The organism is Roseateles sp. P1_C6, assembly GCF_056406315.1.
In genome coordinates, this window is sequence record NZ_JBFUAK010000007.1 from 102,856 (window position 1) to 119,461 (window position 16,606).

Annotated in this window: 12 protein-coding genes; 9 read left to right on the top strand and 3 right to left on the bottom strand. The window is 69.6% G+C overall.

Features of this window, described 5'->3' with window-relative positions:
- Positions 1–4: 4 nt before the first annotated feature.
- Positions 5–1,888 carry a signal peptide peptidase SppA gene (gene sppA / locus AC1D29_RS16445; RefSeq protein ID WP_477899269.1) on the bottom strand — a complete coding sequence of 628 codons (1,884 nt, stop codon included), beginning with the start codon at positions 1,886–1,888 and terminating at the stop codon, positions 5–7.
- 85 nt (positions 1,889–1,973) lie between these two features.
- Between sppA and AC1D29_RS16450 the strand changes: the two genes are divergently transcribed.
- Both AC1D29_RS16450 and AC1D29_RS16455 read left to right on the top strand, forming a co-directional pair.
- Complete coding sequence (locus tag AC1D29_RS16450) at positions 1,974–3,626, top strand: FMN-binding glutamate synthase family protein (RefSeq protein ID WP_477899271.1); 1,653 nt, start codon at positions 1,974–1,976, stop codon at positions 3,624–3,626.
- Positions 3,627–3,722: 96 nt separating this feature from the next.
- Entirely contained in the window at positions 3,723–4,370 is a 648-nt protein-coding gene (locus tag AC1D29_RS16455; RefSeq protein ID WP_477899273.1) for a response regulator, read from the top strand.
- Here AC1D29_RS16455 and AC1D29_RS16460 read toward each other — a convergent pair whose 3' ends face one another.
- Positions 4,371–4,997 carry a glutathione S-transferase family protein gene (locus tag AC1D29_RS16460; RefSeq protein ID WP_477899275.1) on the bottom strand — a complete coding sequence of 209 codons (627 nt, stop codon included), beginning with the start codon at positions 4,995–4,997 and terminating at the stop codon, positions 4,371–4,373.
- 212 nt (positions 4,998–5,209) lie between these two features.
- Here AC1D29_RS16460 and AC1D29_RS16465 point away from each other — a divergent pair, with 212 nt between their 5' ends.
- Genes AC1D29_RS16465 through purB form a run of 3 tightly spaced genes read left to right on the top strand, consistent with a single transcriptional unit; the run spans position 5,210 to position 8,925 of the window.
- Positions 5,210–6,442 (top strand): YjgN family protein, encoded by a 1,233-nt coding sequence (locus tag AC1D29_RS16465; RefSeq protein ID WP_477899277.1) that lies wholly within the window; start codon positions 5,210–5,212, stop codon positions 6,440–6,442.
- Positions 6,439–7,515, top strand: a complete 1,077-nt coding sequence (locus tag AC1D29_RS16470) for a M48 family metallopeptidase (protein WP_477899279.1) — start codon at positions 6,439–6,441, stop codon at positions 7,513–7,515. Before AC1D29_RS16465 ends, AC1D29_RS16470 begins: the two co-directional genes overlap by 4 nt.
- 33 nt (positions 7,516–7,548) lie before the next feature.
- On the top strand, positions 7,549–8,925 hold the full coding sequence (purB, locus tag AC1D29_RS16475; protein ID WP_477899281.1) for an adenylosuccinate lyase: 1,377 nt from the start codon (positions 7,549–7,551) through the stop codon (positions 8,923–8,925).
- Here the strand turns inward: purB and AC1D29_RS16480 are convergent.
- The gene (locus AC1D29_RS16480; RefSeq protein WP_477899283.1) at positions 8,922–9,431 is read right to left on the bottom strand and encodes a GNAT family N-acetyltransferase; all 510 of its coding nucleotides are present in this window, start codon (positions 9,429–9,431) and stop codon (positions 8,922–8,924) included. The two genes, purB and AC1D29_RS16480, sit on opposite strands and share 4 nt — an antisense overlap.
- A 70-nt stretch (positions 9,432–9,501) precedes the next feature.
- Between AC1D29_RS16480 and AC1D29_RS16485 the strand changes: the two genes are divergently transcribed.
- From AC1D29_RS16485 to AC1D29_RS16500, 4 genes are read left to right on the top strand one after another with little or no spacing between them, the layout of a single operon-like run.
- A complete protein-coding gene (locus tag AC1D29_RS16485) occupies positions 9,502–11,727 on the top strand; it encodes a putative bifunctional diguanylate cyclase/phosphodiesterase (RefSeq protein ID WP_477899285.1) in 2,226 nt (741 codons plus the stop codon).
- Positions 11,727–12,530, top strand: a complete 804-nt coding sequence (gene pyrF / locus AC1D29_RS16490; RefSeq protein ID WP_477899287.1) for an orotidine-5'-phosphate decarboxylase — start codon at positions 11,727–11,729, stop codon at positions 12,528–12,530. The genes AC1D29_RS16485 and pyrF overlap by 1 nt, the downstream gene beginning before the upstream one ends.
- A gap of 1 nt (position 12,531) precedes the next feature.
- Complete coding sequence (locus AC1D29_RS16495) at positions 12,532–15,831, top strand: PAS domain S-box protein (RefSeq protein ID WP_477899289.1); 3,300 nt, start codon at positions 12,532–12,534, stop codon at positions 15,829–15,831.
- A gap of 59 nt (positions 15,832–15,890) precedes the next feature.
- On the top strand, positions 15,891–16,604 hold the full coding sequence (locus tag AC1D29_RS16500) for a queuosine precursor transporter (RefSeq protein ID WP_477899291.1): 714 nt from the start codon (positions 15,891–15,893) through the stop codon (positions 16,602–16,604).
- Positions 16,605–16,606: the final 2 nt, after the last annotated feature.

A 16,606-nucleotide genomic window follows, 5' to 3' on the forward strand; every position in this document is an offset into this window, starting at 1 on the left:
ATCGTCAGGGCGCTCCGCACAGGCAGTGCACGGCCGCGGCGCGCTCCCAGCGACCCTGTGCCGACAGCCGGGCCAGCTCCTTCAGCGCGGCCAGCTCCTCGACGACCGGCGCCGGCAGCGCGTCCAGCCCCAGCGTCTGGCCCACAGCCTGCGCCAGCGAGGGCGCCATCACATCGGTCAGCGACGCCAGCAGCCGCTCGCTGCGGCTGAGGTCGCGCTCGACGTAGACGACACGCGCCTTCTCGCCGTCCTTGACCTCCAGCTTGGCCAGCTGGACGGCCGTCTGCAGCGCATCGTCGAAGCTGCCGATGCGGTCCAGCAGCCCGCGCGCCTTGGCCTGTGCGCCGGTCCAGATGCGTCCCTGCGCGACGGTGTCGATCTGCTCCGGCGTGCTCTTGCGCGCCTGCGCCGCCAGGCCCGTGAATCGGGCGTAGACGTTGTCGATGCCCGACTGCACGGCCGCCTGCATGCGCGGGTCCAGCGGCCGGCGCGGGTCGTAGCCGCCGGCCAGCCAGGTCGTGCGCACGCCGCCGGTGTGCAGCGACAGCTTGTCCATCAGCCCCTCGGCCGTCGGCAGGATGCCGAACACGCCGATGCTGCCGGTGATGGTGCCGGCGTCGGCGATGACGGCGTCGCTGGCCATGGAGATCCAGTAGCCGCCCGAGGCCGCCACGTCGCCCATGGACACGACGACCGGCTTGCCGGCCTGACGGGTCAGCTCCAGCTCGCGGCGCACGACCTCGGACGCGAAGGCGCTGCCGCCCGGCGAGTTCACGCGCAGCACGACGGCCTTGATGGCCTCGTCCTCGCGCGCCTTGCGGATCAGCCGCGCGGTCGAATCGCCGCCGATGCGGCCCGGGCCGGCGTCGCCGTCGACGATCTCGCCCTCGGCCACAACGATGCCCACGCCCGGCTGCAGCTTGTTCGGTGCACCGGCGTCCTTCACATAGCCCTGGTAATCGGTCGCCGAGACCTGGCGGAAGCTCTTGCTCTCGTCATCCTTGGCGCCCTTGGCGATCAGCAGCTCGCGCATCTGGTCGCGCGTCTTCAGCCCGTCAACGAGCTTGCCCTGCAGCGCCAGCTGCGCCGTGTCACCCTTCAGCGCCGCCAGCCGCTGCGGCAGCTCGTCGATGCCCTTGGCGATGCTGCCGGCTTCCAGCTTGCGCGCCGCCTCGATGGCGCCTGTGAAGCCGCTCCACAGCTCGCCGTAGACCAGGCCCTCGGCCTCCACCGTGGCGGGGCTGGGGCCGGTGGCCGTGTAGGGCTCGGCAAAGCTCTTGTAAGTGCCGACCTTGATGACGTGCGGCGTCACGCCCACGCGGTCCAGCGCGTCCTTGTAATAGGTGCGCCAGCGGCCGAAGCCCTCCAGCATGACCATGCCCATCGGGTGCAGGTAGACCTCGTCGGCCTGGGCCGCCAGGAAGTAGCTGCGCTGGCTGTAGCTGTCGGCGTAGGCCAGCACGGGCTTGCCGCTGGCCTTCTTGAAGCGCTGCACACCGGCCGCGACCTCGTGCAGGCCCGCCAGGCCCGCGCCCTGCAGCTCGTCGACGTCCAGCAGCAGCGCGCCGATCTTGTCGTCCTTGGCGGCGGCGTCCAGCACGGCCAGCACATCGCGCAGCCGCGTCTGCTTCGGGCTGCCGCGGCCCTGGGCCTGCGCCATCAGCTGATCGCGCGGGCTGCCCGAGAACTGCTCGACCAGGTTGCCGTCGAGCTTGAGCACCAACGTGGTCTTGTCGGCCAGCGGCTTGGGGCCACGCGTCAGCAGCGCCGTGACGACGATGACGATGAGCAGCAGCACGAACAGGTTCATCAGCGCGCGGCGCGTGCCGTCGAGCAGCCACCAGGCCTTGGAGAACAGCCAGCCGAGCTTGGAGAACAGGGACTTCATCGACAGCTACCTTGAGGGTTGATGCGTGGCGATTGTGAGGGCCGCCGGCTTTAGCATGCGCCGGTCCCGTCTGTGAGGAATCACTATGCTTGCCTGGCCGCGCTGGACGCGACGCATCAACGAGCACTTCCCGCTGCGCTACCTGATCTGGATGCTGTGCGGCCTGCTGGCGCTGCTGTTCGCCATCGGCTGGATGGGCGGGCTCACGGATGGCGTGCTGGTGCTGGTCTTCCTGGGCCTGACCCTGCTGGGCCTGCGCGATGTGCGCCAGCCGCGCCACTCCATCCTGCGCAACTACCCGGTCATCGGCCACCTGCGCTTCCTGCTGGAGTTCATCCGCCCGGAGATCCGCCAGTACTTCCTGGAGGGCGACAACGACGCCGCGCCGTTCTCGCGCGCGCAGCGCTCCATCGTCTACCAGCGCGCCAAGGGCGACCCCGACCAGCGCCCCTTCGGCACGCAGCTGGACACCAGCGCGCGCGGCTACGAGTGGATCAACCACTCGCTGGCGCCGACTCATCTCACCAGCCACGACTTCCGCATCACCATCGGCGCCGGCCGGCCACAGCCCTATTCGGCCAGCGTCTTCAACATCTCGGCGATGAGCTTCGGCGCGCTCTCCGCTAACGCCATCCTGGCGCTGAACAAGGGCGCCAGGCAGGGCGGCTTTGCGCATGACACCGGCGAGGGCTCGATCAGCGTGCATCACCGCCAGCACGGCGGCGACCTGATCTGGGAGATCGGCTCGGGTTATTTCGGCTGCCGCAACGACGACGGCTCGTTCAGCGCCGAGAAGTTCCAGGCCGGCGCGCTGGATCCGCAGGTCAAGATGATCGAGCTCAAGCTCAGCCAGGGCGCCAAGCCGGGCCACGGCGGCGTGCTGCCGGGCCCCAAGGTGACGGCCGAGATCGCCGCCGCGCGCGGCGTGCCGGTGGGCGTGGACTGCATCTCGCCGGCCCGCCACAGCGCGTTCTCGACGCCGGTCGAGATGATGCAGTTCATCGAGCAGCTGCGAAACCTGTCTGGCGGCAAGCCCACCGGCTTCAAGCTCTGCATCGGCCACCCGTGGGAATGGTTCGCCGTCTGCAAGGCCATGCTGGAGACCGGCATCACGCCGGACTTCATCGTCGTCGACGGCGCGGAGGGCGGCACGGGCGCGGCGCCGCTGGAGTTCACCAATCACGTCGGCGCGCCGGTGCAGGAGGGGCTGCTGCTGGTGCACAACTCGCTGGTGGGCCTGAACCTGCGCGACAAGATCAAGATCGGCTGCGCCGGCAAGATCACGTCGGCCTTCGACATCGTGCGCCTGATGGCGCTGGGCGCCGACTGGTGCAACTCGGCGCGCGGCTTCATGTTCGCGCTGGGCTGCATCCAGGCGCAGGCCTGCCACACCGGCCACTGCCCCACCGGGGTGACCACCCAGGACCCGGCGCGCCAACGCGCCATCGTCGTGCCCGACAAGGCCACCCGCGTCGCCAACTTCCACCAGAACACGCTGAAAGCGCTGAAGGAACTCGTCGAGGCCGCCGGGCTGTGCCACCCGCAGGAGATCACGGCCCAGCACATCGTGCACCGGCTGGACAAGCACGAGGTCAAGCTGCTGGCCAACCTGCTGCCCTTCGTCGAACCGGGCGCCGTGCTGCGCGGCGAGATGCCGCACAACACCTTCAAGATCTACTGGCCGCTGGCCAGCGCGCACAGCTTCGCGCCGCAGGGCGCCATCGCACGTTCACCTTGAGGGAGCGCCCCCGCCTGGACGCGGGGGGTGACGGCTACAAGTTAGGGGGATGAGGGCCGAAACGCGCACAATGCGCGGCGTTTTCTTCGCCGTTTCATGGCCACCGTCTACCTCCTCCGTCTCAGCGAACATGCGCTGCAGCGCACCCGCTCGCTGCTGCTGCGGGCCGCGGGTGTCGAGCTGGCCGGCAGCTGCAGTCACCTGACGGATGCGCTGACCGAGATTGCCAAACTGGCGCCCGACATCGTCGCCAGCGACCTGCGCCTGGTGGACAGCCACGCAATGCGCGTCGCCCATGAGCTGGGCCGCCTGCCGGTGCGGCCGCAGCTGCTGCTGCTGGCACCGACGGCCGACGACCTGCAACTGTTTGCCGCCCTGAGCGCGGGCGCCAATGCCTATCACGTGGACGATGGCAGCGGCACCGGCCTCGTCGAGGCGCTGGCCCGCCTGCACGACCGTCGCGCGATGCTCAGCCCGCAGCTCGCCCGCCAGGCGCTGGCCGCGTTCGGCATGGAGCGCAGCCCGCTGACCATCGCCCGCCAGGCCGCCGCCGCACTGGACGCCACGCCCGCCGGCCGCCAGATCGACCAGGCCAGCCGTCATCTGCTGACGCTGCTGGCGCAAGGCCTGTTGCTGGCCGAGATCGCGACGCTGTGGACGCAGGAAATCGCCGAGATCGAACGCCGCGTCTGGCGCATGGTGCGCCTGCTGCACGTCCGTTCGAGGGAATTGCTGATCGCCTGATCAGGCCGCCGGCACCGTGTCGGCGAAGCTCTGGCGCTGGGACAGCTTGTCCATGTGGCGCGCCAGATTGGGGTAGGTCTCGCGCCAGGTGATTTCCGGGAAGCGGAACTCCAGCCAGCCGAGCGCGCAACCCAACGAGATGTCGGCCAGCGAGAAATGGTTGCCCGAGCACCAGGCCTTTTCGCCCAGGCCCGTGCTCATCGCGGCCAGCGCGGCGTTGACCTTGACGAGGTGGCGGTCGATCCAGGCCTGGCTGCGCTGCTCGGGCGGGCGGTGCGCCCAGGTGCGCTCCAGGCGCACGAGGATGCCGGCGTCAACGATGCCGTCAGCCAGAGCCTCCCAGGTGCGCACCTCGCAGCGCTCGCGGCCGCGTTCGGGGATGAGCTTGCCCACGGGCGACAGCGTGTCCACGTACTCGACGATGACGCGCGAATCGAACACGGCGCCGGTGATCGAGTCCTGGCCCTCCATGACCAGGCAGGGCACCTTGCCCAGCGGGTTCATCTTCAGGATCGCGTCGCTACCCCAGACGTCTTCCAGCACCAATTGGTAATCGAGCTTCTTCTCGGCCATCACGATGCGCACCTTGCGCACGTAAGGGCTGGCGAGCGAACCGATCAACTTCATCGCGGTCATAGGGCAAATACGGGGGTCACAAGTCGAAACGATTCTAGCGAGCGGGCCTTGACAAACCGGCCGTGAAAAAGGCCTGTCGGCTGCTGCCGACAGCCACCGTACACGGGGGTTGCCAGTCTCCATGGGGGCCTGCAAAGTTCTGCCCGCTCAGACACCTGGCTCGCGTCCCACGAAGCCGGGACAGAGGCATCCAGGGAGGATGAATGCTTGATTCCGACATGACCGCGGACCCGGCGTCCGCGGTCGAGGCGCCGTCTGCGCAGACCGCGCCAGCGCCGGTGGCCGCCGAGCGGCGGCTGTCCGTGCAGTTCAGCGGCAGCGGCGCGGAGTACTTCCGCATCTGGCTGCTGCACCTGCTGCTCATCGTGCTGACGCTGGGCCTGTACCTGCCGTTCGCCAAGGCGCGGCGCATCCGCTACCTGTATGCCAACACCTGGATCGACGGCGATGCGCTGGCCTTCCATGGCGACGCCAAGAAGATGTTCCGCGGCTTCCTGGTGCTGGTGGCATTGTTCGGCGTGTACGGCATCGGCAGCCGCTTCTCGCCGCTGGCCGGTTATGTCGCCTTCCTGGGCCTGTGCGTGCTGTGGCCGGCGCTGTGGCGGGCCGGCCAGCAGTTCCGGCTGGCCAACACGTCCTGGCGCGGCCTGCGCATGGCCTTCCGCGGCGACCTGAGCGACGCCTACTCGGCCTTCGGCATCGCCATCTGGCCGCTGGTGCTGATGATCGGCGTGCAGCAGTTCGCCCGCGCCATCCTGAACGGCAGCGTCGCGGTCAGCCTGCAGTGGGCCAGCTGGGTGGCCGGCAGCATGGCCGTCATCGGCGGCGTGGGCACCGTGCTCTACATCGTGCTGCTGCCGCTGGCGCTGGCCAAGGTCAAGGCCTACCAGCACAACCACTTCCAGCTGGCCGACCAGCGGCTGCGCATGCAGGTGAAGACGCGGCGCTTCTACGGCCTGGCCTTCGCCAGCCTGTGCTGGGTGCTGGTGCCGGCGCTGATCGTGGCGGCGCTGTTCTTCATTCCCGCGGTCCGCGAGCTGTTCGGCGCCGGCGGCAACAAGCTGCTGGCCGGCGGGGTGATGGCCGCGGTGGGTGGGGTCTACCTGATCGGCTTCGTGCTGGTCGGGCCCTTCTTCAATGTGCGCCTGCAGAACCTGGTTTGGAACCACAGCGCGTCCGAGCAACTGCGCTTCGAGAGCCAGCTGCGCTTTCGCAGCCTGGCCTGGCTGACGGCGAAGAACTGGCTGCTGACGCTGCTGACGCTGGGCCTGTACCGGCCCTTCGCGGCCGTCAACACCTGGAAGCTGCGCCTGGAGGCGATCAGCATCGACGTGACCGGCACCATGGACGGCTGGGACGGCAGCGACAGCGCCGCCTACGCCGACGCCTCCGGCGAAGCCGCCGGCGACTTCTTCGGCATCGACCTCGGCCTATGAACACCAGCGCTTCCCCCACCCTGGCCGTGCAGTGGTTCGACGCCCTGCATCCCGTGCCCCGCGCGGCCACGGTCTGGTTCGATGCGAGCCGCGTCTGCGTGCAGGCCGGCGAAGGCGCGGCGCTGCTCGACTACGCCGAGGCCAAGCTGCGCTGGCCCGAGCCGCTGCGCCACGGCCAGCGCCAGATCCTGCTGCCCGACGGCGGCGTGCTGGCCTGCGCCGACCCGGCGGCCTACGACAGCTGGTTGAGCGGCAGCGGCCGCCGCCACGGCCTCATCCCGCGCTGGCAGCAGAACGGCTGGATGGCCCTGCTGACGCTGGCCCTGCTCGTCGCTACGCTGTTCGCGGGCTGGCGCTGGGGCGTGCCGCTGGGCGCCGACCTCGCCGTCAGATGGCTCCCCGAGCCGGTGGACGAACAGGTCGGCCGCCGCGTGCTGGACGAACTGGACCGGCATGTGCTGAAGCCCAGCACCCTGACCTGGGCGCAGCGTCGTGCCGTCTTCGACCGCTTCGCCATCGCCGTCGACATGGCGCTGGACCGCCGCGCGCTGCCCAAGCTGACGCCCTTCCATCTCGAGTTCCGCCAGGGCGGCCCGCGCTTCGGGCCCAACGCGCTGGCGCTGCCGGGCGGCACCATCATCGTGACCGACGAGATGGTGCGGCTGCTGGAGGACGACCCCCGCGCCCTCGTCGGCGTGCTGGGGCACGAGCTGGGCCATGTGAAGCACCGCCACGGCATGCGGCTGACGCTGCGCGCCAGCGCCGTGGGCCTGGCCACCACGGTGCTGGTCGGCGACTTCTCCGTGGCGCTGGCCAGTGCCCCGGCGCTGCTCGCGCAGCAAAGCTATTCGCGCGACTTCGAGCGCGAGGCCGACGACTACGCCCGCACGCTGATGCGCGGCGCCAACGTCAACACCGCCGTCATGGTGCGTTTCTTCGAGCGCATGCAGAAGCTGCACGAGGAGCGCGGCGATGCGGACCATGCGTTCGCGGCGGCGTTCTCCAGCCATCCCGCCGACGAAGAGCGCATCGCCTTCTTCAAGGCCGAAGGCGCCGGCGCTGTCAAAAACTAGAATCGCGGGTTTTCCACGATCCGCCGGCCTGCCATGACCACCTCCGACTACTCCGCGATCAGCGCCCTCTCGCCGCTGGACGGCCGCTACGCCGCCAAGGTGGCCGCATTGCGCCCGCTGCTGTCCGAGTTCGGGCTGATGCACCGCCGCGTGCAGGTCGAAGTGGAATGGTTCATCGCGCTGTCGGATGCGGGCTTCAAGGAGTTCAAGCCGCTGTCGTCGGCCGCGCGCTCGCGCCTGCGCCGCCTGGTGAAGAAGTTCAGCGAGGCCGATGCGGAAGAGATCAAGGCCATCGAGCGCACGACCAACCACGACGTGAAGGCGGTCGAGTACTGGATCAAGCGCAGCTTCGAAGGCCAGCCCGAGTTGCTGGCGGCGAGCGAGTTCGTGCACTTCGCCTGCACCAGCGAGGACATCAACAACACCAGCCACGCGCTGATGCTCAAGGCCGCGCGCGACGAGGTCATGCTGCCGGCGCTGGACGGCATCGTCGCGACGCTGCGCAAGATGGCGCACCAGTTCGCCGCCGTGCCCATGCTCAGCCGCACGCACGGCCAGACGGCCAGCCCGACGACGGTGGGCAAGGAGATCGCCAACGTCGTCGCCCGCCTGGTCACGGCCCGTGCGCGCATTGCGGCCGTCAAGCCGCTGGCCAAGATGAACGGCGCGGTCGGCAACTTCAACGCCCACCTGTCGGCCTGGCCCAAGCACGACTGGGAGAAGTTCTCCAAGACGGTCATCGAGAAGCAGCTCAAGCTGACGTTCAACCCGTACACCATCCAGATCGAGCCGCACGACTACATGGCCGAGCTGTTTGACGCGTTCACGCGCGCCAACACCATCCTGATCGACTGGTCGCGCGACGTGTGGGGCTACATCTCGCTGGGCTACTTCAAGCAGCGCACCAAGGCCGGCGAGATCGGCAGCTCGACGATGCCGCACAAGGTCAACCCCATCGACTTCGAGAACGCGGAAGGCAACTTCGGCCTGGCCAGCGCGGTGCTGACGCATCTGTCGCAGAAGCTGCCGGTGAGCCGCTGGCAGCGCGACCTGACCGACTCCACGGTGCTGCGCAACATGGGCGTGGGCCTGGGCTATGCGCTCTTGGGCTACGACTCGCTGGCCAAGGGCCTCTCCAAGCTGGAGGTCAATGAAGCCGCGCTGGCCGACGACCTCGACGCCGCCTGGGAAGTGCTGGCCGAACCCATCCAGACCGTCATGCGCCGCTACGGCCTGCCCAACCCCTACGAGCAGCTCAAGGAGCTGACGCGCGGCAAGGCCATCACGCGCGAGTCGCTGCAGGCCTTCGTCGAGGGGCTGGACCTGCCCAAGGCCGAGAAGGCACGCCTGCTCAAGCTCTCGCCGGCCAACTACACCGGCCTGGCGCAAGAACTCGCGAAGCGCGTCTAGAGCGCCAAGCGGAACACCCGCGAGGGCCCTTCGTAGCCCTCGAGCTGCTCCTGCGGGCCTTCGACGAAGCCCAGCTTGCCCAGCAGCGCCACGCTGGGCTCGTTGTCGACGGCCGTGATGGCCATCAGCGTTGTCCAACCCAGTGCCGCCTTCGCGTGAGCAACGCAGCCGCGCGCCGCTTCCAGCGCGTAGCCCCGGCCCTCATGTTCGGCCAGCAGCGCATAGCCCAGGTCGGGCTCGGGCAAGGCGGCGCGCTTGAACAGGCCGCACATGCCGACGAGCTGGCCGTCCGCGCGCCGCTCGACGGCCCAGAAGCCATGGCCCAGTTCGCGGTAAGCCTTGAACAGCCGTCCCTCGGCCCAGGCCAGCGCGTCGTCCGGCGTTTGTACGCCGGGGTTGTTGATGTTGCGGATCCAGCCGGGCTCGTTGACCAGGCGCAGCAGGAAGGGCGCGTCTTGCGGTGTGAATTCACGCAGCGACAGGCGTTCGGTGTCCAGGATGTGCATGAGACAAGACAATAACCGGTCATGCTCAAATCTCCCGCCGCCCACCCGACCGCCGCCTCATAGACGCTTCATGAGCCTCGCGCCCGACTCCAGCGACAACCCCGCGCTCAGCCAGGCTTTGCGCGAGCTGGACGTCATCCTGGCCAACGCCGGCGTCGGGGTCGTCTTCGTGAAGGCGCGCACGCTGGTGCGCTGCAACCAGCGCTACGCCGAGATCTTCGGCTTCGACGCCCCCGAGTCCGCCATCGGCAAGAGCAGCCACGAGCTCTACGAGACCGAGGAGGAGGCCCGCGGCCTGGGTGCCCGCGCCTACCCCGTGCTGGCGGCCGGCGAGACCTTCCGCGGCGAGCAGATGATGCGCCGCCAGAGCGGCGAGCTGTTCTGGGCCCACCTGACCGGCCGCCTCATCAATGCCGAGGACCCGGCCGACGGCTCGATCTGGATCGTCGATGACATCAGCGAGCGCAAGCAGGCCGACGCGGCGCTGGCCGACCTGCACGCCGAGCAGCAGCTCATCTTCGACCACGCGATGGTCGGCATCGTCTTCCTGCGCGGCCGCCGCGTGACGCGCTGCAATCGCGCCTTCGAGCAATTGTTCGGCTACGAGCCCGGCGAGCTGGACGGCCAGTACTCGCGGGCCTGGTACCTCAGCGACGAGGACTGGAAGGCCGCCGGCGACCTCTGCTACGCGCCGCTGTCGCGCGGGGAATCCTTCCACGCCGAGATGATGCTGGGCCGCAAGGACGGCACGTCCATCTACTGCGAGGTGCGCAGCAAGGCCATCGACCGCAGCGACCTGTCGCGCGGCTCGATCTGGATCACGCAGGACATCACGGCGCGCAAGCAGGCCGAGCTGGAGCTGGTGCAGGCCAAGGCGCAACTGGAGGCGCTGGTGGAGCAGCGCACCCAGCAACTCAGCCAGACCGTCGCGGCGCTGGAGCTCAAGATCGCCGAGCAGCAGGCCGCGGAGGCGCGCGCCGAGCGCCTGGCGCTGTTCGACGGCCTGACCGGCCTGCCCAACCGCCACCTGCTGGCCGACCGGGCCAGCCAGGCCATCGACATCGCGCGCCGCGGCGACGAGGCGCTGGCCGTGCTCTTCCTGGACCTGGACCACTTCAAGAACGTCAACGACTCGCTGGGCCATCGCGTCGGCGACAGCCTGCTGACCCAGCTCGCCGGCCGGCTGCGTGGCGCCGTGCGCGAGCAGGACACGGTCGCCCGCATGGGCGGCGACGAGTTCGTGCTGGTGCTGCCGCTGACCGACATCGCCGGCGCGGCCCACCTGGCCACCAAGCTGATGGCGCTGGCCAGTGCCCCCTTCCACGTCGAGCAGCAGGAGCTGACCGTCACGCCGTCCATGGGCATCGCGATGTTCCCGACCGACGGCGACGACTTCGACACGCTGTGCAAATGCGCCGATGCCGCCATGTACCGCGCCAAGCGCGACGGCCGCAACGCCTACCGCTTCTTCACCAGCGAGATGCAGGCCCAGTCGGCCCGCGCGCTGCAGCTGGAGAACGCGCTGCGCCGCGCGCTGGAGCGCAACCAGCTCAGCCTGCACTACCAGCCGCAGTTCGCGCTGGAGGCCGATGGCGAGTCGCGCATCGTCGGCGCCGAGGCGCTGCTGCGCTGGCACCACCCCGAGCTGGGCTGGGTGTCGCCGGCCGAGTTCATCCCGGTCGCCGAAACCTCCGGCCTCATCCTGCCCATCGGCGAATGGGTGTTGAACGAAGCCCTGTCCCAGCTGCGCCGCTGGGACGACGCCGGCCTGCCCGAGCTGTCAATGGCCGTGAACCTGTCGGCCGTGCAGTTCCGCCATGACGACCTGCCCGAGCTGGTCGAGCGCGTGCTGGGCGACGTGGGCATGCCCGCCGAGCGCCTGGAGCTGGAGCTGACCGAGAGCGCGGCGATGGACAACCCGGCCGTCGCCATCACCGTCATGAACGAGCTGCACGCCCGCGGCGTGCGCCTGTCCATCGACGACTTCGGCACCGGCTACTCGTCGCTGAGCTACCTGAAGAAGTTCCGCGTCAGCAAGCTCAAGATCGACCAGTCCTTCGTGCGCGACCTGACCGAGGACGCCGAAGACCGCGCCATCGTCGATGCCGTCATCCGCATGGCCAGCGCCCTGGGCCTGGAGACGCTGGCCGAAGGCGTCGAGACCGAGGGCCAACTGGCCTTCCTGCGCCGCCAGGGCTGCCAGGCCGTGCAGGGCTATCTGTTCAGCCGGCCGCTGCCCGCCGAGGCTTTTGCAGAATTCGTCGTTGCCCGCACCACCCCCATTTCTGCCTACTGATGACCTTCGTCGCCCAACTCCAAGCCCTGACACCCCAATCGCGCCTGTGCGTCGGTCTCGACCCCGAGCCGAGCAAGCTGCCGGGGGCCTGGGCCGGGGATGCATCGAAGTTCTTTGACTTCTGCGCGGCCATCGTCGACGCGACCAAGGACCTGGTCTGCGCCTTCAAGCCGCAGATTGCCTACTTCGCCGCCCACCGCGCGGAAGCCCAGCTCGAGCGCCTCATCTCACACATCCACGACGTCGCCCCCGGCGTGCCCGTCATCCTGGACGCCAAGCGCGGCGACATCGGCTCCACGGCCGAGCAGTACGCCCGCGAAGCCTTCGAGCGCTACCAGGCCGATGCGGTGACGCTGTCGCCGTTCATGGGCTTCGATTCCATCGAGCCCTACCTCGCCTACGAGGGCAAGGGCGCCATCCTGCTGTGCCGCACCTCCAACAAGGGCGGCGACGACTGGCAGATGCAGCGCCTGGCCGACGTGCCCGGCCAGCCGCGCCTGTTCGAGCACCTGGCGCACCTGGCCGAGACGCAGTGGAACCGCAACGGCCAGCTGGGCCTGGTCGTGGGCGCCACCTACCCGGGCGAGATCGCCCGCGTGCGCGCCCTCGCGCCGAGCTTGCCGCTGCTCGTGCCCGGCGTGGGTGCCCAGGGCGGTGATGCCGCGGCGGTCGTGCAGGCGGCGGGCCGCGAGGTGCCGCTGGTCGTCAGCTCCTCGCGCGCCATCCTCTACGCCAGCCGGGGCGCCGATTTCGCCGAGCGCGCCCGCGCCGTGGCGGAGACCACGCGCAGAAGCCTCATCTGACATGGTTCGCGGCGGCGACGACCTCAGCAGCCTCGTCGGCCACGCGGCGCCGCCCGCGCAGCAGCGCGAGCGCCTGCACAGCAGCATGCGCTGGCAGGCGTCGCGCGTGTTCTTGCTGGCCTGCGGGCCGGTCTTCGTGCCGGTGGCCGTGCTGCTGTGGTTCACGCGCCAGCCCAGGGAATGGCTGGACGGCTGGCTGCCGCCAGCGCTGGCCCTGCTGATCTCCGTGCTGGCCATGCTGCGGCTGGTGATGCTGTCGCGCACGCCGCGCCGCCACGAGCAGCCCTTCGTCGCGCTGGGCATGATGACGCTGGTGCTGGCGCTGCCGGTGTCCGCCGCGGTGTCGCGTGACCTGGGCCTGTGGTCGCTGAGCCTGCCGCTGATGAGCCTGGTCATCGCTTTCGCGACCGGCCTGCTGGGCCTGTTCTCGGGCCTGGTGCTGGCCGGCCTGGCCGCGCTGGCCCTGCTGGGGCTGGGGCTGGGGGAGGCGCTGGGCTGGGCCACGCACCCGATGGCCTCGTCCAGCCTGATGCTGCGCGCCATCGTGCAGTTCAGCCTGCTGGGCTCGGGCGTGGTGGCCGGCGTGGGCCTGCTGAAGATGGTCAAGCGCTCGCTGGCCGAGGCCGACGAGCGCACGGCGCGCTTTCGCGGCCTGCTGGGCATGGCGGTGGACTGGTACTGGGAGATGGACCGCGAGTTCCGCTTCACCCACGTGGCCGAGGAGCGGGCCGGCAGCTCGGGGCTGGACCTGGAGTCGCGCCTGGGCAAGACGCCCTGGGAGATCGAGGGCATGGGGCTGTCCGACGACGAGCTCGACGCCCACCGTGCCGACCTCGAATCGCACCGCGCCTTCCACGGCATGGTGGCGCGCCGCACCGGCATCGACGGCAGTGCGCGCTGGGTGTCCATCAGCGGCGAGCCGCGCTTTGACGCGCAGGGCAACTTCCGCGGCTATTGGGGCGTGGGCCGCGACGTGACGCACGAGGTCGCCGCCGAGCAGACCGTGCATGCCACCGAGACACGCTACCGCGAGCTGTTCCGCCGCTCGCCCAGTCCGCTGGTGCTGCACCGCTGGGGCCGCGTCGTCGACGCCAACCCGGCCGCGATGGCCATGTTCGGCTACGCGCAGCGCTCCAGCATGATCGGCCAGGACTTGTTCAGCCACTACGAGCCCGGCGACGACGAGACCGCGCGCCAGCAGGCCGCGCGGCTGGAAGGCCTGGCGCCCGGCGCGATGCAGCCCATGGCCGAGTACCGGCTGCGCACGCTGTCGCGCCGCCGCCGCCTGGTGCAGGCCACCAGCGTGCGCGTCGAGACCGCGAGCGGCCCGGCCACGCTGACCTTCTTCACCGACCAGACCGAGCAGAGCCGCGCGCAGGACGCGCTGCGCCGCTCGGAAGGACTGCTGTCTCATCTCGTCGCGACCAGCCCCGACGTCATCACGCTGACCGAGGCCGAAAGCGGCCGCTACGCGATGGTCAACAAGGCCTTCGAGCAGCTCAGCGGCTGGGCCAGCTCCGAGATCCTGGGCCGCACGGCCGACGAGATCGGCATCTGGCACAACGCGTCGGACCGCACGGCCATCCGCGACGCCATCCGCCGCGACGGCATCGCCAGCAACGTGCCCATCAGCTTCCGCCGCAAGGACGGCAGCGCGATCTCCATGCTGGTGTCGGTCGCGCCGTTCGAGATGGACGGCCAGAACTACCTGGTGCTGTATGCCCGCGACGTGTCGGAGAGCGAGCGCACCCGCCTCGTGCACGGCGCGATCCTGGAGAACGCGAGCATCGGCATCGCACTGACGCGCGACCAGCAGTTCGTGCTGTCCAACCCGCGCGTCGAGTCCATGTTCGGCTGGGAGCGCGGCGCGTTGATCGGCCAGCATGGCAGCGTCGTCTGGCCCACGGTGGAAGACTGGCAGGCCGTCGGCCGCGAGCTCGGGCCACGCCTGGCTGCGGGCGAGCAGGTCGAGACCGAGCGCACGATGCGCCGCCGCGATGGCTCCACCTTCCTGGCCCGCCTGCTGGCACAAGTCGTCGACCCGGCCCACCCCAGCCGCGGCGGCACGATCTGGATCATTGAAGACGTCACCGAGCGCCGCCGCGTCGAGGACCAGCTCGCCCACGCCAAGGACGAGGCGCAGGCCGCCAACCGCGCCAAGAGCGCCTTCCTGGCCAACACCAGCCACGAGATCCGCACGCCGCTGAACGGCTTGCTGGGCCTGGGCCGGCTGGCCCAGCAGCCCGACATCTCCGAGGCCCAGCGGCGCGACTTCCTGAACCAGATGATGGACAGCGCCGAGAGCCTGTCCGGCCTGATCTCCGACATCCTGGACCTGTCCAAGATCGAGGCCGGCCGGTTGACGCTGGAGACGCAGCCGTTCTCGCTGCGCGAGCTGCTGTCGTCCATCCGCCTGGCCTATCTGACGCTGGCACAGGCACGCGGCCTGACCTTTGCCGTCGAGATCGATCCGGCGCTGCCCGGCTGGGTCTTCGGTGACCCGCTGCGCACGCGCCAGATCCTGTCCAACTACCTGACCAATGCGCTGAAGTTCACGTCCCACGGCGGCATCACCGTCAGCGTGAAGGCGCTGGCCGTCAACGGCCAGGGCAGTGCCGGCGAGTGGGTGCGCATCGAGGTGCGCGACACCGGCGCCGGCATCGCGGCTGAGCAGCAGCAGCGCCTGTTCCAGCCCTTCACGCAGGCGGACGAATCGACCACGCGGCGCTTTGGCGGCACGGGCCTGGGCCTGTCCATCTGCCGCGAACTCGCCACGCTGATGGGTGGCGAGGTGGGCGTGCGCAGCGTGCTGGGCGACGGCTCGGTGTTCTGGGCCGAGCTGCCGCTGCCCGGCGCGCCCGCGCCGATGGCGCATCAGCCGCGCGAGCCGCGCGCGCCGGGCGCCGCGCACGAGGCCTTGCACGGCCGGCGTGTGCTGATCGCCGAAGACCACCCGGTCAACATGTTGATCGCCGTGGCCCAGCTGGAGCAATGGGGCATGGAGGTCGCACAGGCCAGCGATGGCCGCCAGGCCGTCGAGGCCGTGCACGCGGCCGCCAGCGTCGGCAAGCCCTTCGACATCGTGCTGATGGACGTGCAGATGCCCGTCATGGGCGGGCACGACGCGACGCGCGAGCTGCGCAAGCACTTCCAGCCGGCCGAGCTGCCCATCGTCGCGCTGACGGCGGCGGCGCTGGTCTCGGAGCGCGATGACGCGCTGGCCGCCGGCATGAACGACTTCCTGACCAAGCCCATCGACACGCCCAAGCTGCACCAGACGCTGCTGCGCCTCGTCAAATAGCGCTGGGCGGCGGGTAAGCTGCGCGGGCCTTGAAAACCGAGACCGAGAGCCGCACCGCCATGAACGCTTCAGCGCCCCGCAGCTTCAAGTACTACGACTTGATCATGGCGGCCTGCGTCTGCGTGCTGCTGTGCGCCAACCTGATCGGCCCGGCCAAGGCGGCCCAGGTGCAGCTGCCGCTGATCGGCACGGTCACCTTCGGCGCGGACCTGTTCTTCTTCCCGATCAGCTACATCTTTGGCGACGTGCTGACCGAGGTCTACGGCTATGGCCGCGACCGCCGCGTCGTCTGGGCCGGCTTCGGGGCGCTGCTGTTCGCGGCCTTCATGGCCTTTGTCATCGTCCACCTGCCGCCGGCGCGCAACGGCTTCATGGACGCCTACCAGCTGCACGTCGAGGCGATGTTCGGCAACACCTGGCGCGTCGTCGCCGGTTCCATGATCGCCTTTGCTGCCGGCAGCTTCGCCAACAGCTTCGTGATGGCGAAGATGAAGGTGGCCAGCAACGGCAGACACCTGTGGGCGCGCATCATCGGCTCCACCGCCGTGGGTCAGTTGCTGGACACCGGTCTCTTCCTGAGCATCGCCTTCTGGGGCATCTGGCCACAGGATCAATTGCTCAACGTGTTCGTCGCGCAGTACATCTTCAAGCTGCTCTGGGAGGCGGCGCTGTACCCGGTCACCGCGCGCTTCGTGGTCTTCCTCAAGCGCGTCGAGGGCGTGGACCACTACGACCGCGGCACCGATTTCAACCCCTTCTCCGTCAAGGTCTGAAG

Bases quoted from the DNA above. Each gene is read 5' to 3' on its own strand.
- sppA (WP_477899269.1), bottom strand. From the start codon at position 1,888: ATGAAGTCCCTGTTCTCCAAGCTCGGCTGGCTGTTCTCCAAGGCCTGG.
- AC1D29_RS16450 (WP_477899271.1), top strand. From the start codon at position 1,974: ATGCTTGCCTGGCCGCGCTGGACGCGACGCATCAACGAGCACTTCCCG.
- AC1D29_RS16455 (WP_477899273.1), top strand. From the start codon at position 3,723: ATGGCCACCGTCTACCTCCTCCGTCTCAGCGAACATGCGCTGCAGCGC.
- AC1D29_RS16460 (WP_477899275.1), bottom strand. From the start codon at position 4,997: ATGAAGTTGATCGGTTCGCTCGCCAGCCCTTACGTGCGCAAGGTGCGC.
- AC1D29_RS16465 (WP_477899277.1), top strand. From the start codon at position 5,210: ATGCTTGATTCCGACATGACCGCGGACCCGGCGTCCGCGGTCGAGGCG.
- AC1D29_RS16470 (WP_477899279.1), top strand. From the start codon at position 6,439: ATGAACACCAGCGCTTCCCCCACCCTGGCCGTGCAGTGGTTCGACGCC.
- purB (WP_477899281.1), top strand. From the start codon at position 7,549: ATGACCACCTCCGACTACTCCGCGATCAGCGCCCTCTCGCCGCTGGAC.
- AC1D29_RS16480 (WP_477899283.1), bottom strand. From the start codon at position 9,431: ATGCACATCCTGGACACCGAACGCCTGTCGCTGCGTGAATTCACACCG.
- AC1D29_RS16485 (WP_477899285.1), top strand. From the start codon at position 9,502: ATGAGCCTCGCGCCCGACTCCAGCGACAACCCCGCGCTCAGCCAGGCT.
- pyrF (WP_477899287.1), top strand. From the start codon at position 11,727: ATGACCTTCGTCGCCCAACTCCAAGCCCTGACACCCCAATCGCGCCTG.
- AC1D29_RS16495 (WP_477899289.1), top strand. From the start codon at position 12,532: ATGGTTCGCGGCGGCGACGACCTCAGCAGCCTCGTCGGCCACGCGGCG.
- AC1D29_RS16500 (WP_477899291.1), top strand. From the start codon at position 15,891: ATGAACGCTTCAGCGCCCCGCAGCTTCAAGTACTACGACTTGATCATG.